This window comes from Leifsonia sp. NCR5, from assembly GCF_002105485.1.
Lineage (GTDB): Bacteria > Actinomycetota > Actinomycetes > Actinomycetales > Microbacteriaceae > Leifsonia.
In genome coordinates this window covers 1-22,898 of record NZ_NCSR01000022.1, presented here as the reverse complement: position 1 = coordinate 22,898, position 22,898 = coordinate 1, and the positions used below count along the sequence as shown (strand labels likewise).

The 22,898-nt window shown below is 66.5% G+C and carries 21 protein-coding genes and 1 pseudogene; 14 read left to right on the top strand and 8 right to left on the bottom strand.

The features are described from left to right. Positions 1-390 precede the first annotated feature (390 nt). The 7 genes from B7438_RS16190 to B7438_RS20635 all read left to right on the top strand — a co-directional run bounded on the left by B7438_RS16190 (position 391) and on the right by B7438_RS20635 (position 12,230). Positions 391-1,617, top strand: a complete 1,227-nt coding sequence (locus B7438_RS16190) for an HNH endonuclease (protein WP_085370721.1) — start codon at positions 391-393, stop codon at positions 1,615-1,617. A gap of 213 nt (positions 1,618-1,830) precedes the next feature. Continuing rightward, entirely contained in the window at positions 1,831-3,039 is a 1,209-nt protein-coding gene (locus B7438_RS16185; RefSeq protein WP_085370720.1) for a DUF6361 family protein, read from the top strand. Then, positions 3,032-4,822 carry a phospholipase D family protein gene (locus tag B7438_RS16180; protein WP_143465998.1) on the top strand — a complete coding sequence of 597 codons (1,791 nt, stop codon included), beginning with the start codon at positions 3,032-3,034 and terminating at the stop codon, positions 4,820-4,822. The genes B7438_RS16185 and B7438_RS16180 overlap by 8 nt, the downstream gene beginning before the upstream one ends. Continuing rightward, the gene (locus tag B7438_RS16175; RefSeq protein ID WP_085370718.1) at positions 4,815-7,937 is read left to right on the top strand and encodes a DEAD/DEAH box helicase; all 3,123 of its coding nucleotides are present in this window, start codon (positions 4,815-4,817) and stop codon (positions 7,935-7,937) included. Before B7438_RS16180 ends, B7438_RS16175 begins: the two co-directional genes overlap by 8 nt. 62 nt (positions 7,938-7,999) lie before the next feature. Continuing rightward, positions 8,000-9,715: a hypothetical protein gene (locus B7438_RS16170; protein WP_143465996.1), complete on the top strand. Its 1,716-nt coding sequence runs from the start codon at positions 8,000-8,002 to the stop codon at positions 9,713-9,715. A 170-nt stretch (positions 9,716-9,885) separates the two neighbouring features. Further along, positions 9,886-11,937, top strand: a complete 2,052-nt coding sequence (locus B7438_RS16165) for a nuclease-related domain-containing DEAD/DEAH box helicase (protein WP_256922080.1) — start codon at positions 9,886-9,888, stop codon at positions 11,935-11,937. 80 nt (positions 11,938-12,017) lie between these two features. Then, on the top strand, positions 12,018-12,230 hold the full coding sequence (locus tag B7438_RS20635; RefSeq protein WP_179150853.1) for a hypothetical protein: 213 nt from the start codon (positions 12,018-12,020) through the stop codon (positions 12,228-12,230). A gap of 427 nt (positions 12,231-12,657) precedes the next feature. Here the strand turns inward: B7438_RS20635 and arfB are convergent, their stop codons facing one another. Further along, positions 12,658-13,095: an alternative ribosome rescue aminoacyl-tRNA hydrolase ArfB gene (gene arfB / locus B7438_RS16160; protein WP_085370715.1), complete on the bottom strand. Its 438-nt coding sequence runs from the start codon at positions 13,093-13,095 to the stop codon at positions 12,658-12,660. Between the two features lie 36 nt (positions 13,096-13,131). After that, a complete protein-coding gene (locus B7438_RS16155; protein WP_085370714.1) occupies positions 13,132-13,692 on the bottom strand; it encodes a dihydrofolate reductase family protein in 561 nt (186 codons plus the stop codon). 106 nt (positions 13,693-13,798) lie between these two features. Between B7438_RS16155 and B7438_RS16150 the strand changes: the two genes are divergently transcribed. The 3 genes from B7438_RS16150 (at position 13,799) to B7438_RS16140 (ending at position 14,995) form a co-directional block, all read left to right on the top strand. Next, positions 13,799-14,026, top strand: coding sequence for an RNA-binding S4 domain-containing protein (locus B7438_RS16150; protein WP_085370713.1), 228 nt, complete (start codon positions 13,799-13,801; stop codon positions 14,024-14,026). Beyond that, positions 14,023-14,583, top strand: coding sequence for an MOSC domain-containing protein (locus tag B7438_RS16145; RefSeq protein WP_085370712.1), 561 nt, complete (start codon positions 14,023-14,025; stop codon positions 14,581-14,583). Before B7438_RS16150 ends, B7438_RS16145 begins: the two co-directional genes overlap by 4 nt. Positions 14,584-14,647: 64 nt before the next feature. After that, positions 14,648-14,995 carry a LysR family transcriptional regulator gene (locus tag B7438_RS16140; protein ID WP_085370711.1) on the top strand — a complete coding sequence of 116 codons (348 nt, stop codon included), beginning with the start codon at positions 14,648-14,650 and terminating at the stop codon, positions 14,993-14,995. Positions 14,996-15,004: 9 nt separating this feature from the next. Here the strand turns inward: B7438_RS16140 and dinB are convergent, their stop codons facing one another. After that, on the bottom strand, positions 15,005-16,201 hold the full coding sequence (dinB, locus tag B7438_RS16135; RefSeq protein ID WP_085370710.1) for a DNA polymerase IV: 1,197 nt from the start codon (positions 16,199-16,201) through the stop codon (positions 15,005-15,007). A gap of 316 nt (positions 16,202-16,517) precedes the next feature. Between dinB and B7438_RS20630 the strand changes: the two genes are divergently transcribed. Further along, positions 16,518-16,664 carry a hypothetical protein gene (locus B7438_RS20630; protein WP_179150852.1) on the top strand — a complete coding sequence of 49 codons (147 nt, stop codon included), beginning with the start codon at positions 16,518-16,520 and terminating at the stop codon, positions 16,662-16,664. A 105-nt stretch (positions 16,665-16,769) separates the two neighbouring features. On the opposite strand, the gene B7438_RS16125 is transcribed toward B7438_RS20630, so the two are convergent. From B7438_RS16125 to B7438_RS16115, 3 genes are read right to left on the bottom strand one after another with little or no spacing between them, the layout of a single operon-like run. Then, positions 16,770-17,213, bottom strand: a complete 444-nt coding sequence (locus B7438_RS16125; RefSeq protein WP_085370708.1) for an SRPBCC domain-containing protein — start codon at positions 17,211-17,213, stop codon at positions 16,770-16,772. A 1-nt stretch (position 17,214) separates the two neighbouring features. Further along, positions 17,215-17,670, bottom strand: a complete 456-nt coding sequence (locus B7438_RS16120; protein WP_085370707.1) for an SRPBCC domain-containing protein — start codon at positions 17,668-17,670, stop codon at positions 17,215-17,217. Continuing rightward, entirely contained in the window at positions 17,667-18,074 is a 408-nt protein-coding gene (locus tag B7438_RS16115; protein ID WP_085370706.1) for a helix-turn-helix transcriptional regulator, read from the bottom strand. Before B7438_RS16115 ends, B7438_RS16120 begins: the two co-directional genes overlap by 4 nt. A gap of 147 nt (positions 18,075-18,221) precedes the next feature. Here B7438_RS16115 and B7438_RS16110 point away from each other — a divergent pair, with 147 nt between their 5' ends. Next, positions 18,222-19,094 (top strand): aldo/keto reductase family oxidoreductase, encoded by an 873-nt coding sequence (locus B7438_RS16110; RefSeq protein ID WP_085370705.1) that lies wholly within the window; start codon positions 18,222-18,224, stop codon positions 19,092-19,094. 79 nt (positions 19,095-19,173) lie between these two features. On the opposite strand, the gene B7438_RS16105 is transcribed toward B7438_RS16110, so the two are convergent. Next, a complete protein-coding gene (locus B7438_RS16105; protein ID WP_085370704.1) occupies positions 19,174-19,857 on the bottom strand; it encodes a FadR/GntR family transcriptional regulator in 684 nt (227 codons plus the stop codon). 168 nt (positions 19,858-20,025) lie between these two features. Here B7438_RS16105 and B7438_RS16100 point away from each other — a divergent pair, with 168 nt between their 5' ends. Beyond that, positions 20,026-21,570, top strand: coding sequence for a 2-isopropylmalate synthase (locus B7438_RS16100; RefSeq protein WP_085370703.1), 1,545 nt, complete (start codon positions 20,026-20,028; stop codon positions 21,568-21,570). Positions 21,571-21,732: 162 nt separating this feature from the next. Then, on the top strand, positions 21,733-22,377 hold the full coding sequence (locus tag B7438_RS16095) for a DUF1992 domain-containing protein (protein WP_085370702.1): 645 nt from the start codon (positions 21,733-21,735) through the stop codon (positions 22,375-22,377). A gap of 71 nt (positions 22,378-22,448) precedes the next feature. On the opposite strand, the pseudogene B7438_RS16090 reads toward B7438_RS16095, so the two are convergent. Next, positions 22,449-22,898 (bottom strand): annotated as a pseudogene (locus tag B7438_RS16090) (hypothetical protein); the annotation flags it as partial.

Sequence of the window (22,898 nt, the reverse complement as noted above, 5' to 3'; positions counted from 1 at the left end):
TCGGCTCCGTTCCTTGCCTGCTTTGAGGTTCGGCGCAGACGACTGGCGCGGCGGTCTCGGGACTCGGGAGTGGCCGTACAGGGGAAGGGGCTTCAGCACTCGGGCTCAGGACGAGCTGGCGGCGGGTTAACCATGGAGCGGATCGAGGGCCACATTGACCACGACCGCTTCAAAGCATGAACGGGCACCCCACTGGTCCAACACTCGGTCGCCGTCGCGATGCGCTCGTCGACGACGCGACGTTCGTGCTTCATGGCCGCCGGACTCCCTCGACGAGAGCAAATACTAAGGTCCCGGAACTGTCCTTAGAGGGAGTCGGTGTAGTGGCCCGCATGCGAACAAGGCGCCGGTGCCATAAGGATCGCCGGCTGGCGGCCTGCACGACAATCGATGCCACAGCAAACTGGTGTCATGGCTCTAACCCCCCACTCCGTACTTCGATTCAGGCTTCTCACCCTTCTCGAGCAGTTAGGAGGTTCCGCCCGACGAGCCGATCTTCTCAGTGCAATGGAGGACGCCTACCGCGACGAGTGGACAGCTGACGATCGAAGTCCGCAAGATACGCGACAATTCGAGTCAAAATGGCGCAATCGCACGAGCTTCGAGCGAATGCGGCTCGTTGAGCAAGGCTTGTTGGAAGCCAGAAATGACGGGGTATGGGAGTTAACTAGCCGTGGGCGCCAGTCGCTGTTATCGATTGACACGTCGAAGGCGACCTGGCGATATAAGGAGCTTGCTCGCCGGGAAGCGCTTTGGGCTTCTCTGGTCGGCCGCTCATCGGCCTCGCTCGTGCAGCCGAGTTTGCTGCGCTCGATCGGGATCTACGCGGGCGCGCGAGGTATATACGTTGACGTTGAGCGCACCCGAAGCGAATACTCCCCAGCTGGCGTCGCGCTGAGTTTCCTGCACCTCGGGGAGCGCTACGACAATGAGCTGTCGGATGGTGGGGTCGTTTACCACTTTCCGAAGACGAAGCGCCCGGGCCGCGACCGAGCCGAAATCGAGGCAACGGAGGCTGCCTTCGCTCTAGGACTTCCCGTGTTTGTCATCGCCGTAGCTTCAGGGTCCTACAAACACAGACATGTTTTACGTTCCTTTGTCGAGGACATCGATCCAAGAAGCGGCACCGCTCTCATCACCTTCATCGGGGACTCGGAATTGCCACCTGCGCCTCCAATCGAGGACGGATCAGCTTTCGACTTGGTAGAAATGGCCGCGACAGAGCGATGGTCCTGGCCGCACCAGGCTCGCTTCTCTTTCGATGTGATGCGCCGGTACGGACCCGCGTGCGCTGTATGTGGCCTGACAGTCAGCGAGGCTCTCGAGGCCGCCCACTTGCGCCCGAAGTCGAAAATGGGAAGCGATGACCCTCGCAACGGTCTCCCATTGTGCAGAAACCACCACCGAATGTTCGACGCATTCCTGTGGGCCGTAGATCCAAGAAACCTTAGCGTAAACATCCACAGGGCTTACAGCGCGGAAGTTCTCGGCATCACAATGAGCGATCTGACTCACCTGCCTGCGCTCCCGCATCAGGATGCTATGCGGGACGCCTGGGCGGCTTGGCTGGCCCACCAGAACACCCCGATACCGGCGGCGGATATTCGGGCCACCTGATTCGACATCGATCAGCTTCTTGGGCCCTGGACCTAGCCACATGCGCTCCGAGTCGTGGAGGTTGCTCTAGGGGCGGGACTCCGGAGCTCTAACATCCCGGGCGACGGTGGCTAAAGGGTGGTCGCTCGCGTGGCCTCGACCGCGCTGATTTCCCTCTGGACCAACGCGCCAGCAAAGGGGAACCAATAGATTCTCTCGCGCTAGCGTTGGAGAGTGACCTCACTCCTCGCCTGGCTCGATGCCGACACCGACGATCAGGCGCGTATGCGGGACATCATCAAGCTATTCACCGATCGCGATAGTCGTGATGAGCTTGGACTCGGGCAAGTGCGTGACGCGATTTCGGACGGGTTGTTTCCCGGGACGACCGTGCTTCTAACTCGTGCGCGGTATCTGCTGTTCGTCCCGTGGTGTTTCCAGCTTGCCGAAGGCGCAGCCGATCCTATAGCGCTGGCGGAGAAGAACGAGCGGCAGCTGATCTCCACTCTTCGCGCATCGGGTAGTGAAGATCTCACCGGTCTGCTCGGTGCGCGCGCCGGTCAAGCCCTTCAGACGCTGCCGTCGACGATCTACTGGGGAACGTTGCGCCGATACGGCATTGTCCGCGAGGAGAGCACCGCAAAATCCGGCGTGTTCGACTCGGTGGCACGCGTCGAGGACGGCGACGATGAAAGTGTTCGCAAACGGAGCTCGGGATGGGCTCCCACCCTTCCGCAGATTCCGCCCGAGTTCCCGCACCAGATAGATGACGTGTTCGCCCTCTCGCGGGAGGAGGCCAGTTGGCTGCGGGAACGCGTGCTGGAGCACGCACCCGACACGGTCATGTCGCACCTCATGGACCATGCGCCGCTGAAGGACAGCAGGAGCCCATGGGCTGATCCTGCCGTGCTCGGGATCGAGGGAGACGCGGCGACATTGCTGCGCAACGCGGAGGCCTTCTCGACAGCGATGCACGGGGCTGCACTGCTCTACAACCTTCTGCTGGCCGAAGAGTACGAATGCATCGTCCCGGAGGACCGACGCAGGCATCCCGCGGCAGTAGACCACTATCGAGGCGAACTGGCCGAGTGGGCCGACCGGGTCGAGCGGACGCGGATTGATCGGTGGGACATCGGGGAGCTCTGGCACTGGGTGCACGGCACCGCGAAGGCGACGATCGCGCCCGGTTCGCAGCGCTTCATCTCCGATTGGGTCGAACACGTCAAACGCGCCGACCCGCGAACGATCGCGAATGACAGTGTCGCGAAGGGTCTCGTCCGCGAGCGGGAGCGCCGCCAGAAGGGGGCGCTGGCGCGGCTGGGCAACCCGAAGCGACTCAGTGCGTGGTCCGGCGCAGCCGGTGCCGGAGCCCTCACGTTCCGCTGGGAGACGGTGCGCGCACTCGCCCTCGACATCCACGCGGGTTTGGGCCGCGATGCTTGAGCCGCAGGCGCGCGCAGCGCTGACGGACATGCTGCGCCCTCCGACGGGCTTCGCGCTGTCCCACGCCGTCGCGACGACCTTCACCCTCGATCTCGACACCGCGCTGACGGTTCCCCTTTCGTTCGCGGCGCACCGGGTCACCGCGGACGACGACCCGATCGGGATCCTCGACGCGGTTCGCCGTGTCGCTGACAAAGTCGACGTTTTCGCGCAGGCGGGGCAGGTCGGCATCGAGATCCCGCCTAGTGCGCTGGTGTCGTTTCTGGAGCCCATGGTGCATCTCGTCGAGGTCGCGCGAGGGATCTTCCACCCGAAGGTGTGGTTCCTCGAGTACGAGCGCGGGACGGAGCGCGCCTATCGATTCGTCTGCGCCAGCCGCAACCTCACCGCGGACCGGAGCTGGGATGTCGTGATCTCCCTCGACGGAGCAAAGGCGCTGCCGCCGGAGCGTGCCGCAGCACGGACGATCAACGAACCTCTCGCGCGCCTGCTCCGTGCTCTGCCGGACCTAGCGGTTCGGCCGTTGCCTCCCGCGCGGCGATCCCGCATCGAGCGCTTAGCGTCGAGCATTCGCGATGTGGTCTGGACGGCGCCCGCGGGTATGCACGATGTCCAGTTCCATGTCTGGGGTGTGGGAGATCGCCCGCACCCGGAGTTCTGGGGTGTCCGGGGACTCTTCATGTCGCCGTTCTTAACTGACGCCGGCCTGATCGAGCTCAAAAGGGGGGCCTACGGCGATGCGTACCTGGTGTCTCGGCCGACGAGCATCGACTCCCTCTCGCCGACGACCTTCGACAGGAAACTGCGCCAGGCCTATGTCCTCGACGACGCAGCCGACTTCGCGTCGGAGGACGACCTCCGGAAGAATCGTCGGTCTCCTCTCACCGGGCTCCACGCCAAGACGTACGTATTCGACCGTCAGGACGGGGCCCATGTCTTCATGGGATCGCTCAATGCCACCGGTCCGGCGCTGCACGAGAACGTCGAAGTCATGGTTGAGGCCGTCGGAAAGGTGAACACGTTCGGGGTGGAGAAGACGCTCGAAGGCCTCACCGAGTTCCTTCAGGAGTACGAGTACACCGGCGGTGTCGCGGAGACCGAGGACGACCGGGCGGATCGTGACCTCTCCGCAGTGTTGAGACGGGTCGCGGGAATCCGACTGCATGCGCGGGTGGTTCAAGGCGTGTCGTACGAACTGCACGTCTGGCGAGAGGGGGAGGTCGCGGTTCCGCCGGATGTGGAACTGTCGTGGCACCCGATCACCCGCACCGGTCTCGTCATTCCGGGTCTGCCAAACGAGCAGGGCGCGCCGTCGATCGTTGGCAATTTGAGTCTCACAGACATCACGCCGTTCATCATCGTGACGGCAAGGGACGCGCGGGGCGAGAGGTTCGCTCAGCAAACCGTCGTCCTCGCCGAGCTCCACGACGACCCAGCCGATCGCCGAGACGCGGTGATCGCCGCGCATCTCACCGACCGCGCGGCGTTCGTGCGCTTCCTCATGCTCCTGCTGGAGTTGGGTGGCCTTGCGCTTCCCGGTCGCGGAGCCGGAGGAAGCTGGCAGCCGATCGCCGCAGAAGGCGCGCATACGGCGGGCCTGTTCGAAGCGCTGGTGCGCGCGGTCGGCCCGGACCGAACCGGTCTCGACGACGTGCAACGGCTCATCGAATACCTCGGAAGGCAGCCGGACGGCACGTCTGTCCTTCCGGAAGGTTTCGAAGCGCTGTGGGCATCGATCTGGGCAGCGCAGCAGACCTTGGCGAGGAAGAACGAGCATGGCTGACCTCGACGTTGCCGGCGTTCTACGCGGACTCAAAGGCTTCCAACGCGACGCGGTCGACCACCTCATCGCACAGTTCTACCCCGATGGCGACGAACCCGCCTCTCGTCGGTTCCTGATCGCCGACGAGACAGGCTTGGGAAAGAGCATCGTGGCGCGCGGCGCGATCGCGCGATCGATCGAAAAGCTCGAAGTAGATCCGAGCGTCAAGCGGATCGATATTGTCTACATCTGCTCCAATCAGGACCTCGCGCAACAGAACCTTCAACGTCTCAACGTCACTGGTGAGCGCGAACTCCCGCTCGCTACACGCCTGACTCTTCTCGCGACCGTTCTGCCGCGGCTATCCGCTCCGTCGGAAAGCGGCGGTAAGAAGATCAATCTGATCTCGTTCACTCCGGCGACGTCCGGGATGACCGGCGGCGGATGGCGCACCGGCAGATGGGAGGAACGAGCCCTCCTCTGTCTTCTCCTCAGACCCCTTGCCGTGACCGAGGACAGGGACTGGGACGCGCTCACCGATCTGATGAAGGCGACCAAGGGAATCGATAGATTCCGAGACGGGGTGAACGACCTGGCCCGGCAGATGGGAGGCGACGTCGACCCGGCCATCCAGGGCGCATTCGAGTCGTTCATCCAGGACGGCGGGAGCGCCGACGATGACGCGTCGTCGGTGCTCGGACGCGTACGGGCACTCGTGAGGGAGCGGGCATCCGGCGCGGACGTGCACGGGGATCGCATTGCGTCCGTCGTCGGCAGCCTTCGCCAGGCTCTCGCGAAGGCGAGCGTGAACGCACTCGAGCCGGACCTGGTCATTCTCGACGAGTTCCAGAGGTTCCGCGAGCTGCTCGCCGACCCCGGCACGAGTGAGGCCGCTGAACTCGCCCACGCGATGTTCACTCACGAGAGCGCCCGCGTGCTGCTCCTGTCGGCAACCCCGTATTCGCCGTTCACACGAGCCGACGACGTCGAGGACGACCACTACACGGAATTCCTCGACACAGTCCGATTCCTCACCGGTTGGCAGGACGAACCGGTCGCTCGCGTTCATGGTGCACTCGAGGGCTACCGCGACGCACTGATCCGGGGCGGGGATGCCCACGCCGCGGCCGGAGCTGTCCGGGATGCCTTGCTTCCGTATATGACGAGGTCGGAGCGCCCGCAACTCAGCCACAGCTTCGTGATCAGCGAGCTGCCTGTCGACGTGCCCGAGCCCGCCGACATCATCGACTTCGTCCACCTGCGTACCTTCGGCGAGGAAATCGGCGCGCCGATCGATATCGAGTATTGGAAGTCCATCCCGTACTTCGCGAACTTCATGGAGGGTTACAAGCCCGGTGTGACGGCGCGCGAGACGTTCGGTCTGCCTGAGGGGCGACGTGCCGAGGCCATACTTGCCTCGATGCGGTCGATGGATCCGACCGACGTGGAGAAGTTTGCGCCGGTCGCACCGGCCAACGGATACCTCGCAGCCCTGAAAGGCCAGACCGTGGACTCCGGCTGGTGGCGGATGCTCTGGACGCCGCCCTCTATGCCGTACCTCCAGCCGGGTCCGATCTACGCCGCGATCGGCGATGTCACAAAACGGCTCGTGTTCTCGGCCTGGTCCGGAGTGCCGACCTCGGTCGCTTCGCTGCTCTCATACGAGGCGGACCGAGCCATCGCGGAAGCGTCCGGGGGATTCCTCACCGAGAACACCCCGCAGGCGCGGCTCCGAGTCGCCGATCGCTTCACGTATCGGACCAAAGCGGGCGAAGTTGGCGCCCTGTCGACCCTCGCGCTCTTCTGGCCCCACCCGTCGCTGGCGCGCGCGGGTGACCCTCTCGCCGCCGCACGAACGGCGGGGCAACGAATGGCCGCAGCCGACGCCGAGCAGTACGCCGAGCGGGGCTTCCCGGCCAGCGTCGCGGACAACGCATGGGACGCCTTCTTCTCGATCGACGGACTGTTGCCGAAGAACAGTGACGCGCGAAGCCTGGTGCGCATCGCGCTTGGCGACGAGACGAGCGAAGAAGCCGCAAACGATGTCCCGGATTCGGGCGTACTGCGCCATGTCGAGGAAGCGATGAACAGGTTCGAGGCCTCTCGTGCGGAGTCTGGACATCCCGACCTTGCCCGACTCGCAGTGCACGCGCCGGGCAACATCGCGTATCGAGCCCTCCTGCGCATCGCAGGCGCGGATACGACTCCTGAGGGAATATGGGCGGCTGCGTTTGCGCTCGCCGATGGTCTGCGTCGGCTCTTCGACCGGATCGAGAGCGTCGCCACCATCGTCGGAATCTATGGCGACCGTGCCGACCAGCCCTACTGGTCGTCGGTACTGTCCTACTGCGCGGATGGCAACCTCCAGGCGGTCCTCGACGAGTACGTCTTCCAGCTCCGAAGCGACCTCGGCGGCGCCGACATCGGTGACTCGCAGCTGCTTCAGATCGCAAGGCACGCCTCCGAAGTGCTACGCCTTCGCCCCGCGCGTTACCTCGGCTACGACACCACACAGAGTCGCGCACCGATCCCGTTCCATGCGCGATTCGCACTGAGGTACGGGGCGCGCTTCGGCGACAACGCGGATGTTCGAGATGGCGCTGTGCGCGCCGCCTTCAACAGTCCGTTCGCTCCCTTCGTCCTCGTGTCGACGAGCGTCGGTCAGGAGGGCATCGACTTCCACTGGTGGTGCCACGCCGTCGTGCATTGGAACCTCCCACGAAACCCCGTCGATTTCGAGCAACGTGAGGGGCGGGTGAATCGCTTCGCGGGTCACGCCATCCGTCGGAATGTAGCGGATGCGCACTGGGGCGATGTTCTCGCAGATGACAGCGACGATCCATGGGCGGCCGCCTTCAGCGCTGCTTCCTCGTCGGCCGCCGTCGAGGAGTACGGCGAGTTCGCGCCCTGGTGGATTTACCCGGGATCAGCACGCGTGGAGCGAATTCTCGCGCGCTTTCCACTGAGCCGCGACCAGGAGCGATACGAGCGGCTTCGCGACGACCTGGCGCTCTACCGTTTGACGCTCGGGCAACCCCGACAGGAGGACATGGTCGAGCTGCTGCACAAGCGCGGCGTCGACGGCGCCCGTGTGCCCACGATCGACCTACACCCGCCACGATCGCCCGCGCGTTGAGCCCGTGGCGCGTCGGTGCTGCCGGGTAATCTCAGTTCTCGAGCACTCGGGACAGGAGAACAGTGAGCGACGCTGCTGAACACCAAGACGACCATGCAGACAGTGGTTCTGCCGACGCAGGCGGCGTAGATGTGAATCCGGGTACTGCGTTGGTCGAGATTGCACCAGGTCAGGCACTCGTCTTCGGTGACGTTCCCGACGGTCTGGATCTCGTTCCCTTCAAGCTGATCTCCTCCGCCGATCAACGTGCGATCGTGAGCGCCTTCGCGGCGTCCAGCTCGATCCTGAACGTGGGAGCACAGGCTGCGAACGCGCTAGCGCAGGCCCAGGGACTTGTGCGGCTCGCCCCCGAGACCTTGAAGGCACTCCAAGCTGGTGCCGAGCCAATCAAGAGTGGTGGCTACTACCTCGGAACATTGCGTGTCGGCAACCACTTCTCCAACTCGGTCCGTTGGTTGCCGGCCTCAGCACCGACAATGGCTGGCGTCCTGGCAAGCGTTGGGCCCGCGATCGCCATGATCGCGATCCAATTGCAGCTCAGCGAGGTGTCATCGCTGGTTCGGCAGAACATGGCACTCACCGAGTCCGTGCTCAAGTCCGTCCGCAATGGGCAGTGGGCGGAGCTCACCGGTCTCGAGCAGGCTGTGTCGAAGGCGCTGGCAGAGGCGACCAGGGTCGGTGAAGTCACTCCTTTGATCTGGGAGAACATCGCCGGCTACGAGGCTGAACTCAGCAAACAACGAGACCTCTTCCGACGCAACACGCTGACCCACGCGGCCGAGCTGTCGAAGCTGAACGGGCACCAGGAGCGTCGCCAGTACATCGAAAAGAACGGTGAGGCGATCCTGCTCGATCTTCACTGTCTCGTCGTGGCTCACAAATCATGGTTCGAATACCAAGCCATCCGCGCCGGCCGTGCTCGTCTGAACGCTGGGAACGATCCGGCCGACGCCAGACTCCTGGAAGCGATCGTCGACAGCGCCCGGGCCGAGCACGACAAGGTCGTTGACGAGATGGCGACGATTCTCGGATCGGTTCACCGTGAGTTGGCCATTCTCGCCGAGCTCCCGGGAAAACGGACGATCCCGTTCACAGGGGCGCGCCGAAGCGCCGGCGAGGTCGCGAAGATGGCGCAACAGCTGGTCGCCGCCGTGGAGCAAATCTCTGACTCGATCCACCTGGAACCCGCTCCTGTTGTGCGCCCCGACGTCGTCCTCGTAGACAAAGACGAACAGCTTGACAAAGATCTCAGGATCCTGCGCTGGCATCTTTCTGGCGACGAGCGACTGCTCGCGATCTGTACCGCACATGGAATGATGGACGGCGCGCTCGAGCAATTCGGCAACAAGGTAGGGCGCAGGATGGATTCTGTCGCCGCCGCTGTCGAGGCGACCCTCCGCCGCCAGGACATCCTGGAAGCGGCCACGACCGGGTACGAGCAAGGGGACCTCATCGTTGCGGTGACGGACGCGCGAGTTCTGGTCGCGAACCGCAGCGAGTTTCACACTCGGGGCGTGCTTCGGCGGTCGATCTCGAACGCGGACATCCGCTATGTACGTCACCACACCGAGAGTTCTGGCAGCCGAGGGGGAGTCGACCTCATCACTAAGCGGGAGAACTTCACGTGGCGCTTCGCTGCGCGGACGGGGTCGGGCGAGAGCATCAAGGCCGTGGCGTCCCTTATGGCTGAGCGGATGAGCATCCCTGAGTCCGAGCGGATCGCTCTCTCGTTTGCTCCGCCGTCCAGTGCAGCCGGCGCCAAGCAACTGGTGGAGTAGCCCTCGCCGCTTCGCTTGAGCTTCGCGATGGCTGCAGAAAGAACTGCGTCGATCGGGACTCAGCCGCGCGTAAGAGTGCCTCTTACTGGGTGTTTCGAGCTCGAACCTGTTGCGGCGAAGCTGGATTCGGCTTCTAGGTGACTACTGGTTCGAGTCGGGGGGATTTCGCTGTGAGTTCCGCAGGTTACTCGGCGGGCGAGGAGAGCCGCCGTCTGATAGCCATGGCTGCTGAGCATGAGCGACTTGCGGCCGAGGCTAGGGAAGCCGCGGAACGGTGGATGATTGCACACCGTACCGAGCGACAAGTCGCAGGCAGCCTCGCGCCTCTATCGGCCGCGGGATACTCCTTTCTACACGACCGGGGCTGGCCGGGTTCACGCTCGCGCGCGCAGATCGATCACGTACTTGTGGGTCCCGGGGGATTGTTCATCGTCGACACCAAGGCATGGGCCGGCGTCGAGATCGCAGCAGGCCGAATCTTCCGCGGCCAAGCCGATGTCACGGATGATCTCGACGGGCTAGCAGATGTCGGTTACGGGACCGAAGCTGTCATGGCGGATTTGGGTTTGGCGCCCGGCGAGGTTCACGTTGTCGTTGTGCTGGCCGGTAAACCCATGCCCCCAACCGAAGTGGGTGGAGTCGTCGTGGTGGGCGAGAAGCAGGCAGCAAAACACATCAACTCACACGGTCGTCGGCTTACCGACATCCAGATCAACGCGGTTCTCGGCGCAGCGCTCAACCACTTTCCCGTCTTGAACGCCGCACCAGTCCCAATCGAGACGACCATTTCGGAACCTGTGCTCGCGGAGGCCGCACTAGAACCCTTGCTCGAGGTCGACGACGTCACAGATATCCTCCTCGCGGGTCTCCTGGCTGCGCCCATCGAAGAGTGGATGGCTTTCCTGCATCCAAGTCAAGCGAAACTGGTCAGGCGCGGGTTCAACGGGCCGGCGCGAATCCGCGGAGCTGCCGGCACGGGCAAAACCGTTGTCGGCCTCCACCGTGCGGCGTATCTAGCCCGTTCGCAGCGAAGCAAGATCCTGGTGACCTCCTTCGTAAGGACACTTCCCGACGTACTCGGCAATCTACTGAGCCGGCTCGCCCCCGATGTAACCGAACTTGTGGAGTTCGTCGGCGTTCACGCATTCGCTTTGCGCTTGCTTCAACAGCGTGGTCTGAAGATGAACGTAAAGAAGTCAGAGCTTGATCTGGCCTTCGGATCAGCGTGGCTTCGCTCCGCGGCCGGCGGTCCGCTCGCTGCAATCGACGCCAACCCCCAGTATTGGCGGGACGAGATCAGCTATGTGATCAAGGGTCGGGGGCTGACGCGGTTCGACCAGTACGCGGACCTCACTCGGACTGGTCGGCGTCGCCCACTGGGTATCGATCAGCGTCGCGAGGTTTGGAAGCTGTTTCTGGCCTATCAAGAAGAGCTTGAGCGTCGCAAAGTCCATGATTTCGACGATGTGATCCTCCGGGCCGATGCATCCCTTCGAGCTATGCCGATCGAAGGCTACGCCGGGGTCATCATTGACGAGGCCCAGGATCTCACGTGCGCCATGGTGCGAATGCTTCATTTGCTGGTCGGGGACAAGGCTGATGGGCTCACTCTGATCGGCGATGGGCAGCAGACGATTTATCCGGGCGGCTTCTCTCTCACGGAGGCGGGAGTGTCGATTGCGGGGCGCGGTGTCGTGATGTCCACCAACTACCGGAACACGCGCGAGATCGTCGAGTTCGCCTCCACAGTGGTCGATGGCGACGAGTTCGCGGACATCGAGGGCGACGTCCATAGCAGGGACGCGATGAGCGACATACCAAGGTCGGGTCCGGTCCCGGTCTCTCAGAGATTTTCGAGCAGGGCGGCACACGACAAGGAGTTCATTCAGTACTTTGCGACTCTGCCGTGCGCACCAGGTGACATCGGAGTCCTGTGCTTGACGAATCAAGGGGTTCGGGACGCGGTCCAAGCGCTCAGTTCCGCGGGAATTCCTGTCCTAGAGCTCACCGACTACGCCGGGCTTCCTGTGGATGCGGTCAAGGTCGGAACCATTAAGCGTGCGAAGGGACTCGAGTTCAAACACGTAATCCTTCCTCGCGTGCCAGCATCGCTACTCGAAGGCGCTGACCAGGATGATGAAGCCCTCACGATTCACCGTCGCGAGCTGTACGTCGGCATGACTCGTGCACGTGACGGTCTTTGGGTTGGTGTGTGCGGCTAAAGGCAGGTCGTTCTCCGTCGCGCCGCACAGCACGCGGACGAAGCGTTGCGATCAAGGTGCGGATTCGAAGAAGGAGTTTCATGGTTGACGCAATGAAGGCGTCAGAGCGCGAGATTGTCCGCGGTATCAATGAGCGGTCGATCGACGAGTCAAACCTCGTAAACCGGGACGCGTGGAAGCTCCTTTGTCAGGTGCGCGGACGGAACTATCGATCAGTAGACGAAGAAGCCTGGCAGGAGTTGTGTTCGCGGCGCGGTTATCTCCTGCACCGGCGGAATCCACGCGGCTTTTGAGCTGCAGCAGCCAAAGGAAGTTTTAGAACTAATACCCAAGCTAACAGCGCGCGTGTGAGGGATGTGCACTTCGGAGAGCCGCGATTGAACTTTGGTTCAGCTGGTCCAACAAGTCAAGATGCACCCCGATTTGGGCGCGGGGATCGCGCGGCGGACGTACCATCGAAACGGTGATGCGGTATGGCTCATTGGGAAAAGTTTAGATTTTAGATTTCATGGACGGCGAGATTTGCCCACAATTTGCCCACAATCGGGTGAGTTCCTATGTGATCGCAGTCATCTCCATGGGGTCAAAGAGCGCGGAATTCCGCGCTTCTTGGCGTCATGCGAACGGCGCTTAAAGGGTGGTCGCAGTTTTCGAGTCCCTCCAGGGGACCGTGCAGGTACGTCTAGGTCTCAAGACCGCCCAATCCGCGTGGCTCCTAAATCAATCCTGCGGGGGCCGCCGCAGGCGCTTCACGTCGGTGCGGTGCTTCTTCGCGTCCAGGCGTCGCTGCTTGGCGCCGTGGGTTGGGCGCGTGGGTCGGCGGGCGGGGGCCGGCGGACGGAGGGCGTCGGCGACGAGGTCGGCGACGCGGGAGAGGGCGGCTTCGCGGTTGCGGAGTTGGGCTCGGTGTTCGGAGGCCGCGATTGTCAGGGTTCCGTCGACGAGGCGGGTGCCCAGGCGGTCGAGGAGGCGCTCTCGCTGGATGGGGGTGAGGGCGGTGGAGTGGGCGACGTCCCAGACGAGTTCTGCTCGGGAGTCGGCGGTGTTCACGCCTTGGCCGCCTGGGCCGGAGGAGCGGGAGAAGCGCCAGGACAGCTCGGAGTCCGGGATGGTGAGGCCGGAGGTGACCCGGAGGCCGGGGCGGTGAGCTGCGGGCATGGGTCCATCATCCTCTTGTCCGATGGCGCCGGGCCGCTACGGGATGGGGCGGTAGCGCAGCGCGGAGACGCCGGAGCGGAAGTCGTGACGCTCGACGAGGTCCAGGCGGAGGTGATCGTGCAGGCCGGAAAGCAAGGTCGGGCCGTGGCCGGCGAGGAGGGGCTGCACGACGAAGACGTACTCGTCGATCAGGCCCAGGTTCGCCAGCTCAAGGGGGAGCGTGACGCCGCCGACGAAGAGGCCGTTGCCGGGCTGCTGCTTGAGCCGCGTGACCGCATCCCGGAGGTCGCCGGGGAGGAGCTCGGCGTTCCAGTCGACGTCGGTGAGCGTGCTCGACACGACGTATTTTGGCGCGCCGTCGATGGTTGACGCGAAGGGGAGTTGCCAGTCGTCCATCCAGTCGGGCCAGGCGCCAGAGGCGGGCTTGCGCCAGGCCGACTCCATCATCTCGTAGGTGGTCCGGCCGAAGAGGAGGGCGTCTGCTCGCTGCAGCTCGGCGGTCCAGAAGCGCATCGACTCCTCGTCGGGTGGGAGGCCGGCCTCGTGGTGGCAGCAGCCGTCGAGGGTGACGTTGATGGCGTAGCGAAGTGGTCTCATCCTGCGCTCTCCCTTGATGCACGCCGGTCGCCGGACTCCGGATACCGGTCCGCACCCAAACTACCGCCGGTGCCCGCTCCGGGATGTGGTGGGTTAGCATTTTCGAATGACGAAACCGGCACCGATCGACGATGTTCCGATCGACGGCGACGTCGTTCGGCTGGGGCAGTTCCTGAAATTCGCCGGGCTGCTGGACTCCGGCGGGGACGTCAAGGAGGCCATCATCGACGGGTTCGTGACCGTGAACGGTGAGGTCGACCGGCGCCGCGGACGGCAGCTGCGTGTGGGCGACATCGTCGGGTTCGAAGGACGCAGGGTCCGCGTCAGCTCGTGACCGAGACACAGGATGCGCGGGCGCACGTCGTCGCGGTGAGCACGGACAGCGAGCACCGCTTCGGCAAACGGGTGGTCGACGCGATCGTCCTCATCGAAGGGTGGGGCGTGGAGGGCGATGCGCACGCGGGGACGACGGTGCAGCACCGCTCCCGCGTCGCCCGGGATCCGTCGCAGCCGAAGCTGCGGCAGGTGCACCTGATGCACGCCGAACTGTTCGACGAAGTCGCCGACGCCGGGTTCGAGGTCGCACCGGGGCAGCTGGGGGAGAACGTGACGACGCGCGGCATCGACCTGCTCGGACTGCCGACGGACACGCTGCTGCACCTCGGCGCCGACGCGTGCGTGCGAGTGACCGGGCTGCGGAACCCGTGCCAGCAGATCAACGGCTTCGAGCCGGGGCTGCTGCGCGAGGTGCTCGGGCGGGCCGAAGACGGTTCGGTCGAGCGGAAGGGCGGCGTGATGGGGGTCGTCGTCGCCGGAGGGACCGTGCGCGGGGGCGACAGCATCCGGGTCGAGCTGCCGTCGGGCGAGCACACGCCGCTCAGTCCGGTATGACAACTCGACACCGCCCGGGCGGGATCGCGGGCAACGCGCATCCAGGACCGATGAAGGGCCAGCCATGAACATCACACTGCTCGTTCGGTTCGTCGCCGTGGCCGAGGAGCTGCATTTTCCGCGCGCGGCACGGAAGCTCGATATTCCGCTGCCGTCGCTCTACTCGTCCATCGCGAAGCTGGAAGACGAGGTCGGGTCTCCGCTCTTCGTTCGCGGGGCGACGCCGACGAAGCTGACCGGCGCCGGAGTTCTCTTCCTGGCCACCGCTCGGGAGGAGATCGCGGCGGCCCCTCCTGCGGCCGCGAAGCCGGTGGCGCCGGCGGGCGGGAAAGCGAAAGCCTCGAAGGGCAAGGGGCGCGCGCCGGCGGTCAAAGGGCAGCCGAAGCCGTTCAAGAAGCGCCAGGGGCGGTAAGCCCACGCTTCACTCGTGCTCCGGCAGCAGCGGGGTCGACCATCCGGGGTCGCGGCCGAGCTGGGTTGCGCGGGCGACGGATGCTGCCCCGAAGCGGTCGCGGACCGCGTCGAGGACGGTGTCGAGGCGGGCGCCGTCGTCCCAGTCGATCGGGAGTTCGGGCTGGAAGGTGTCCGACCGTCCCAGCTGGGACAGAGAGAGGCCGATGAGGGTGATGCCGCGCTGCGTGATCTCGGGCTGAGCCGCCGCCAGGAGGCTGCGCGCGATCCCGAGCAGGACGGAGGTCCGGTCGGTGGGAAAGCCGAGCGTACGCGACCGGGTGGCTTTGGCGAAGTCGCCGAAGCGGAGGCGGAGGACGACCGTGCGGCAGGTGCGGTCGCCGTCGCGGAGGCGGCGGGCGAGGCGGTCGACGATCTGGGTCAGGATGGTGTCGAGCTCCTCGGGCGAGCGCGGGCGGCTGCCGAGGGCGCGCTGGGAGCCGATGGATCCGCGGCGCCGGGTGGCGTCGACGGGGCGCGGGTCGCGGAGGCGGGCGAGCGCGTGCAGGTGGGCGCCCGCGGCGCGGCCGAGGAGACGCTCGGCGGTCGCCCCCTCGAGTTCGGCCAGCTGGCCGACGGTCCGGATGCCGAGGCGGTGCAGCTTCTCGGCGGTGACGGCGCCGACGCCCCAGAGACGTTCGACGGGGAGGGGGAGGAGGAAGGCCTGCTCGCGGTCGGGCTCGACGAGGAGGAGTCCGTCGGGTTTGCTGACGGCACTGGCGACCTTGGCGAGGAACTTGGTGCGGGCGATGCCGACCGAGATGGCGAGCCCGGCCTCCGCGCGCACTCGCTCCCGCAGGCGCGTCGCGATCTGCTCCGGCGTGCCGGCGATGCGCCGCAGCCCGCCGACCTCCAGGAACGCCTCGTCGATCGACAGGCCCTCGACGAGCGGGGTCGTGTCGCGGAAGATGGCGAAGACGTCACGGCTGGCGGCGGAGTACGCATCCATCCTGGGCGGGACGACCACCGCATCCGGGCACAACTCGCGCGCCTGCCTGCCGCCCATCGCGGTGCGCACGCCGCGCGCCTTCGCCTCGTAGCTGGCGGCGAGCACCACCCCGCCGCCGACGATCACCGGGCGGCCGCGCAACTCGGGCGCATCCCGTTGCTCGACGGAGGCGTAGAAGGCGTCGAGGTCGGCGTGCAGCACGGTCGCCTCGCCCCGCATCCCGGTCCTCCGCTCGCTCGTGCGTCGAGAGCATGGTCGCACGGACCGCGGACACCGGATGCGGGATGCGGCCGCGGCGCGGTTCGTCAGGCGGCGAAGCAGGCGACGCGTGAAGATGCGCCACGCGACTGCGGGGCGACAACTTAAGATGCTATATTCATATATTACACGCGTGTTAGCTTGAGTGGAGACGGTTGTGAACCATGCGGCCGTTCAATGACGAACGGAAGATGATGAAGCTGTTACGAACGCTTGCCACCCTTATGGGCGTCCGCACGTGACGGGTAGGGCTTCGCGTCTGATCGGTGCGGGCTTCATGCTGACAGCCTCGCTTGCCATCGCTGCGAGCATGATGGCTCCGGCCATCGCGGTCGGTGCGTGGATCGCCGCATTTGCCTTTTTCGGCGCTGCTGTTGTGGCTTTCGTCGTGGCGGCGAAGAAGGAAGACCGGCGCGACGAGTAAGTGCGCATCGTGTCCGCGCCCGGACGGTGCTCGCCCAGGCGCGGACTCGACGCGTTGCCGACTGGTGCTATCGGCTGGCTAGGTTCGGCGGATACCGTCAACCACTCAATTCCACGCGTCGATCTTCTGATCGCGCGGCGCCGGCGCCCCCTTCCCGGTCTCGAGCAGCGACTTCAGGCTCAGCATGAACACGCCCCACTTCGTTGAACAGTGGTGCATGAACGGCACCGGCTCTGCCCAGCCCTCGTGGATGAAGCGGACGAGCGTGTATTCGCCGTCGCGTTCGAGGGAGAAGTCGACGTGGGTGCCGATCCATTCGGCCGGGCCGTCGACGACCTCCCAGCGCACGCGCGAGGCGGGGGAGAGCTCGACCACCTTCATGTCGATGTCGCCGGGCTCGAAGCGGAAGTGGATGACGCCGTCGACGGACGGGTCGCCCGAGGTGTTCTCCGTCCACCAGCCGGAGAGTCCGTCGATGGTGGTGAGGGCGCGGTACGCGTCGTCGGGGGTGGCGTTCTCGACGCCGACCTGGTGCAGGATGTCGACCATGTCAGTTTCCTTTCGGTGAGTGGTGCGTCGGTGATTGGTGTGTTGCGTATGCGTCGAGGCCGGTGAGGCAGTCGGTCCAGCCGTCGGTGTGCGCATCCACTGCCGCCTGGTGGGGGAGGCGTTCGTGGGTGACGATGACCTCCGTTCCGGATGCGCGGGGCTCGAAATCGACGGTGACCAGCGTCTCCTCGTCCTCCGTGACCGGCGAACGCCAGGTGAAGGCGAGGCGGCGGGGGCGGTCGATGGTCCGGTACGTTCCGCGGTGGACGATGGGCGCATCCAGGTTGTGCATGACGATGCGGAACTCGCCGCCGACGCGGGGGTCTGCGGTGACGTCGGTGTGGGTGGCGGTGCCCGGGCGCATCCAGACGGCCAGGGCTTCGGGGTCGAGCCAGGCGTCGAAGAGCGGTTCCGCAGCTGCGGCGATCAGGCGGGAGACGACGAGCTGGTCGGTCATGAGTGCTCCTCGGGGGTCGGGGTGGCGGTGACGTCGGTGGCATCGGCGGGGGTGGCGCCGGTGGCCCCCGTGGCCCCACCTGCCCCGGTCACGAAGCGGTCGAGCGCGGCCAGGCGGTCTGTCCAGAACGCGCGGTAGTGGTCGATCCACTCGGCCGCTTCGGCCATCGGGTCCGCGTTGAGGGAGAGGACGTGGTTGCGGCCCTGGATGGTGCGGGTCACGAGTCCGGCCTGTTCGAGCACGCGGACGTGCTTGGAGACAGAGTTGAGGGAGATCGGGAAGTTGCTCGCGACCTCCGTGACGCGTTCGTCTCCGGCGGCGAGCCTGTTCAGGATCGCGCGCCGGGTGGGGTCGGAGATCGCCCCGAACACCCGGTCGAGCGTTGCTGCTTGATATTCACCCATGTGGGTGAATATAGCACCGACGATGGATGCGCGCCACCGCATCCTGGTCCCGCTGGACCCAGGATGACGGGGATACTGCCTCAGCGCGCGCAGGAGGAGCATCGTAGGACTGTCGCCCGGCAGCGCGCCCCGCGGCGGAAAGGAACCATGTCCTCTTCGACCCTCCCCGGCGGCCTCTACACCGTCGGCGATCTCGAATTCACCCGCGTCGGCTACGGCGCGATGCAGCTCGCAGGACCCGGCGTCTTCGGCCCGCCCGCCGACCGTGCAGAGGCGATCGCGGTGCTCCGCGAGGCGGTCGAGCTCGGCATCCGGCACATCGACACCTCCGAGTACTACGGACCGCACGTCACCAACGAGATCATCAGGGAGGCGCTCTCGCCGTACCGTGACGACCTGCACATCGTCACGAAGGTCGGCGCCCGGCGCGACGCCCAGGGCGGCTGGCCGCCCGCCCGCACCCCCGACGAGCTGCGCACGCAGGTGCACGACAACCTCCGCACCCTCGGGCTGGATGCGCTGGATGTGGTCAACCTGCGGATGGGCGGCCTCGAATCCCCGGAGCCCGGCAGCATCGCACCTCAGGTCGAAGCGCTGGCGGAACTGCAGCAGCAGGGGCTCATCCGGCACATCGGACTCAGCACGGTCAGCTCCGAGCAGCTCGCGGAAGCGCAGACGATGGTGCGGGTGGTGGAGATCCAGAACTTCTACAACATCGCCAGGCGCGACGACGACGCGCTCATCGAGGAGACGGCCAGGCAGGGCATCGCGTACGTGCCGTTCTTCCCGCTCGGCGGCTTCACGCCGCTGCAGTCCGACGCGCTCGACGACGTCGCAGCACGGCTCGACGCGACGCCGATGTCCGTGGCGCTGGCGTGGCTGCTGCAGCGCTCGCCGAACATCCTGCTGATCCCGGGCACGTCGTCGGTGGCGCACCTGCGGGAGAACGTCGCGGGTGCTGGACTGCAGCTGCCGGTGGATGCGCTGGAGCAGCTGGACGCGATCGGCGCCGGGGTCTGACGCTGGCGCGGTGAGCGGGGGGGGTCTGCGCTCCGGTGGTCCTCGCGCCGTCCTCGCGCCGCCCTCGCACCCCGCGGCGTCAGCGCAGCGCGCGCACCAGGTGGTCGCCGAGCCGCCTGCTCGCCGCGGCGGCGGCGTCCGCGTCGCCCCGGCAGATCGCATCCACGATGGCCGCGTGCTCGTCGAGGTCGGCGCCGATCGGGCTGTCGTCGCCCGTCTCGAAGGTCGCGAGTTCGCGGGCGGCCCGGTCGAGCACCGGCGCGAACTGTTCGAACAGCGCCACGATGACCGGGTTCCCCGAGGCGTCCACGATCGCCCGGTGCAGCTCGACGTCGGCCGTGGCGAACGCGTCAGGGCCGGCGGAGTGGGCTGCGGTGCGACGCCGTTCGGCGGTGCGCAGCGCATCCACGGCGGCCGGCGCGATGCGGAGGGCGGCCAGGCGCGCGGCCTCCGCCTCGAGCGCGACCCTCGCCTCGAAGACGTCGGCCAGCTCGGCGCGGCTGAGGAGGCGCTGCACCTCGGATTCGGCGACGAGCGCGAGGACGTAGACGCCGTCACCCTGCCGCGGCGCCACCAGGCCGCGCGCCGCGAGCGTGCGGATCGCCTCCCGGACCGTCGAGCGGCCGACGCCGTACGACTCGGCGAGCGACTTCTCCGACGGCAGGCGCTCATCGACCGCCCACTCGCCGTCCGCGAGTCGTGCTGCCAGATCGTCCGCGACCCGGAGGGGAAGAGATGCGCGGTCGAGCGTTCGATCAGCCATGACTGCCTCCACTTGTCTGATGACCTGATTAATTCTATGCTGGCCAGATCATGTTCCGTCTCACGCTGCTCCTCCTCCTTCGTCGCCACGACGCGCGTTAGCCGAGACCGAGCGCCGTCGTGGGGGTATCGCGACGGTCGCAGGACACTTCTCGAAGGACAGCAGAACATGAATGCCAGAACGACCAGCACGACCAACCCGACCTGGAACCTGCAGACCCCCAGCGGGATGCCGTACCGCAAATACCGTTCGCCGCACGACCGCGTGGCGTTGCCGGAACTCGCCGACCGCCGTTGGCCGGACGCACGGCTCACTGAGGCGCCGCTCTGGGTTCCGGTCGACCTGCGTGACGGCAACCAAGCGCTCGCCGACCCGATGGATGCGGCCAGGAAGCGCCGCATGTTCGACCTGTACGTGCGCATGGGGTACAAGGAGATCGAGGTCGGCTATCCGTCGGCCAGCGCCACCGACTACGGTTTCGTGCGCGAACTCGCCACCGGTGATGCCGTGCCGGACGACGTCACCGTGGTGGTGTTCACCGCGGCACGGAGCGACCTCATCCGGCGCACCATCGAGTCGGTGCGCGGACTGCGGAAGGTCGTCGTGCACGTGTACATCGCGACGGCGCCGCTCTGGCGGGAGGTCGTGATCGGCCGGGGCAGACAGGAGCTCACCCGGACCGTGCTGGCCGCGGCGGAGGAGATGCAGCGCGGTGCAGACAGCCTGTGCGGGACGTCCACCCGGTTCCAGTTCTCGCCGGAGGTCTTCAACCTCACCGAGTCCGACTTCGTCCTCGACCTGTGCAACGGCCTCACCGCGTTCTGGGACGCGTCGCCGGAACGTCCCGTCACGATCAACCTGCCGGCCACGATGGAGATCGGCACGCCCAACCTCTACGCCGATCAGATCGAGTACGCCGACCGCAACCTCGAGCGGCGCTCGGGTGTCATCCTGTCCATTCACCCGCACAACGACAGGGGAACGGGCGTGGCGGCCGCCGAACTGGCCATGCTCGCCGGGGCGCAACGCGTCGAAGGGTGCGTGTTCGGCAACGGCGAGCGAACCGGCAACGTGGACATCGCGACGCTGGCGCTCAACCTGTACTCGCAGGGGGTCGACCCGGGCATCGACTTCTCGGACATCGATGCGGTGAAGGCCGTGGTCGAGGAGTGCACGCGCATCCCGGTGCATCCCCGTCATCCGTACGTCGGCGAGTATGCGTACACGGCGTTCTCCGGCACCCACCAGGATGCGATCAAGAAGGGCTTCGCGGCCCGCGCAGCGGAGCGGGAGACGGTGCGGGATGCGTCGGAGCACGCGTGGAACGTGCCATACCTGCACATCGACCCGGTGGATGTGGGCCGCGACTACGAAGCGGTGGTGCGGGTGAACTCGCAGTCCGGCAAGGGCGGGATCGCGTATGTGCTGAGCGCCGACCACGGGATCGAGCTGCCGCGTGCTGTGCAGGTGGAGTTCACGGGCGTGGTGCAGCGGCGGGTGGACGCCACCGGGGTGGAGATCACGAGCGCGGAGATCGTGCGGTTGTTCGAGGAGATGTATGTGGGGGAGGTGGGGGAGATGGGCGGCGCTGTGGTCGAGCGGGTCGATGGTGGGCGCTATACGTTCGTTCGCGTGGTGACGGGGGAGGCGGAGCGCTGGGTGGCGGTGCCGCGCGCGGAGTCGAGTGAGCTGGTGGCCGCGAGCGGGATGTGAGCCGGGGCGTGGCGGGGCGTGGCGTTCGCGGTGGCGTGCATCCATCGGCCTCGCACCCACGGGCCGCGCCCTTCCATCGGTCCGCGCATCCTCGGGCCGCGCGCATCCACCGCCCCCCCGGCATCCATCGCCCGCGTGCGCGGGTCGTCGTACGCTGGAAGCATGGCGAAAGGTCAGGAGCACGGGGACTCCCGGGTCGAGGCCGCACGCTACCTGGTCGACCGTCTCGTCGACGAGGAGCGGCGGCAGGCGGGGGAGGAGCCGCGGGAGGAGAAGGAGCCGAGCAACACCGGGGCGCCGACGATGGATCAGCGTGCGCACGTCGTGGAGAACGCCATCCAGCAGGCCATCCGGCGCGGCGAGTTCGACAACCTCCCCGGCGCCGGCAAGCCGCTCGAGAACCTCACCGGCACGCACGATCCCGACTGGTGGATCCGGCGCAAGATCGAACGCGAACGCCTCACCGGCCTCGGCCCGCCAGCACTCACCCTGCGCACCGAGAACGAGCAGCTGGACGCGAAACTGGATGCGACGGGGTCGGAGGCACGCGTGCGCGAGATCCTCGGCGACTTCAACAAGCGCGTCGTCGAGGCGCGGCGGCAACTGCAGGGCGGCCCACCGGTCGTCACGCCGACCAGGGACGTGGATGCGGAGGTCGCGCGCTGGCGGGACCGACGCGCCGCGCGCCTCCGGGCCGCGCAGCAGGAGCGGGAGCGGCAGGAGGCCGAGACCGAGGCGCTGACCTGGCGCGAGCGCCGGGCACGGCGGCTCGCGGAGCGGCGGCGGGCGGTACGCGACGGCGAATAGGGCGTCTGGGACACCATGCGTCTCGGGCACCACGCGTCTCGGACACCGGCGCCCCGCGCCGGGCGCCCGCCCTACTCCGTCAGGTGCTGGTGCGGGTTGGTGAACGTGATCTGGTCGGCGGTGACGCCGACGAGTCCGAGGGTCACCTTCAGGAGCTGCGGGGGGAGGCCGTCGGCCGGGGGAGGCGTGCTGGCGCCGAGGGTGAGCGACTTTCCGTCCTTCCCGGTCGCGGTCACGGAGTCGAGGTAGACCTGCACGTTTCCGCGGAGGCGCATCCGGTCGGCGGTGGTCGCCAGGATCGGTCCTGTCGCCTTCCGGACGGTGAGACTGAAGCCGTCGATGGTGATCTCGTCGGCGGCGAGCTTCAGCACCGGGATGCGGGTGCCGTCGGCGAGGGGGACGGTCACGACGCTGAGCGAGCGCAGGCCGGCGAACGAGAGGGAGGAGCTGCCGAGCTGCGCGGGCGGCTGGGTGAAGACCGGGGCGGCGGTGTCCGGGCCGGCGGGCGGCGCTGGGGCGGC

Bases quoted from the DNA above. Each gene is read 5' to 3' on its own strand.
- B7438_RS16190 (WP_085370721.1), top strand. From the start codon at position 391: ATGCCACAGCAAACTGGTGTCATGGCTCTAACCCCCCACTCCGTACTT.
- B7438_RS16180 (WP_143465998.1), top strand. From the start codon at position 3,032: ATGCTTGAGCCGCAGGCGCGCGCAGCGCTGACGGACATGCTGCGCCCT.
- B7438_RS16175 (WP_085370718.1), top strand. From the start codon at position 4,815: ATGGCTGACCTCGACGTTGCCGGCGTTCTACGCGGACTCAAAGGCTTC.
- B7438_RS20635 (WP_179150853.1), top strand. From the start codon at position 12,018: ATGGTTGACGCAATGAAGGCGTCAGAGCGCGAGATTGTCCGCGGTATC.
- arfB (WP_085370715.1), bottom strand. From the start codon at position 13,095: ATGCCCGCAGCTCACCGCCCCGGCCTCCGGGTCACCTCCGGCCTCACC.
- B7438_RS16155 (WP_085370714.1), bottom strand. From the start codon at position 13,692: ATGAGACCACTTCGCTACGCCATCAACGTCACCCTCGACGGCTGCTGC.
- B7438_RS16150 (WP_085370713.1), top strand. From the start codon at position 13,799: ATGACGAAACCGGCACCGATCGACGATGTTCCGATCGACGGCGACGTC.
- B7438_RS16140 (WP_085370711.1), top strand. From the start codon at position 14,648: ATGAACATCACACTGCTCGTTCGGTTCGTCGCCGTGGCCGAGGAGCTG.
- dinB (WP_085370710.1), bottom strand. From the start codon at position 16,201: ATGCGGGGCGAGGCGACCGTGCTGCACGCCGACCTCGACGCCTTCTAC.
- B7438_RS20630 (WP_179150852.1), top strand. From the start codon at position 16,518: ATGCTGACAGCCTCGCTTGCCATCGCTGCGAGCATGATGGCTCCGGCC.
- B7438_RS16125 (WP_085370708.1), bottom strand. From the start codon at position 17,213: ATGGTCGACATCCTGCACCAGGTCGGCGTCGAGAACGCCACCCCCGAC.
- B7438_RS16120 (WP_085370707.1), bottom strand. From the start codon at position 17,670: ATGACCGACCAGCTCGTCGTCTCCCGCCTGATCGCCGCAGCTGCGGAA.
- B7438_RS16115 (WP_085370706.1), bottom strand. From the start codon at position 18,074: ATGGGTGAATATCAAGCAGCAACGCTCGACCGGGTGTTCGGGGCGATC.
- B7438_RS16110 (WP_085370705.1), top strand. From the start codon at position 18,222: ATGTCCTCTTCGACCCTCCCCGGCGGCCTCTACACCGTCGGCGATCTC.
- B7438_RS16105 (WP_085370704.1), bottom strand. From the start codon at position 19,857: ATGGCTGATCGAACGCTCGACCGCGCATCTCTTCCCCTCCGGGTCGCG.
- B7438_RS16100 (WP_085370703.1), top strand. From the start codon at position 20,026: ATGAATGCCAGAACGACCAGCACGACCAACCCGACCTGGAACCTGCAG.
- B7438_RS16095 (WP_085370702.1), top strand. From the start codon at position 21,733: ATGGCGAAAGGTCAGGAGCACGGGGACTCCCGGGTCGAGGCCGCACGC.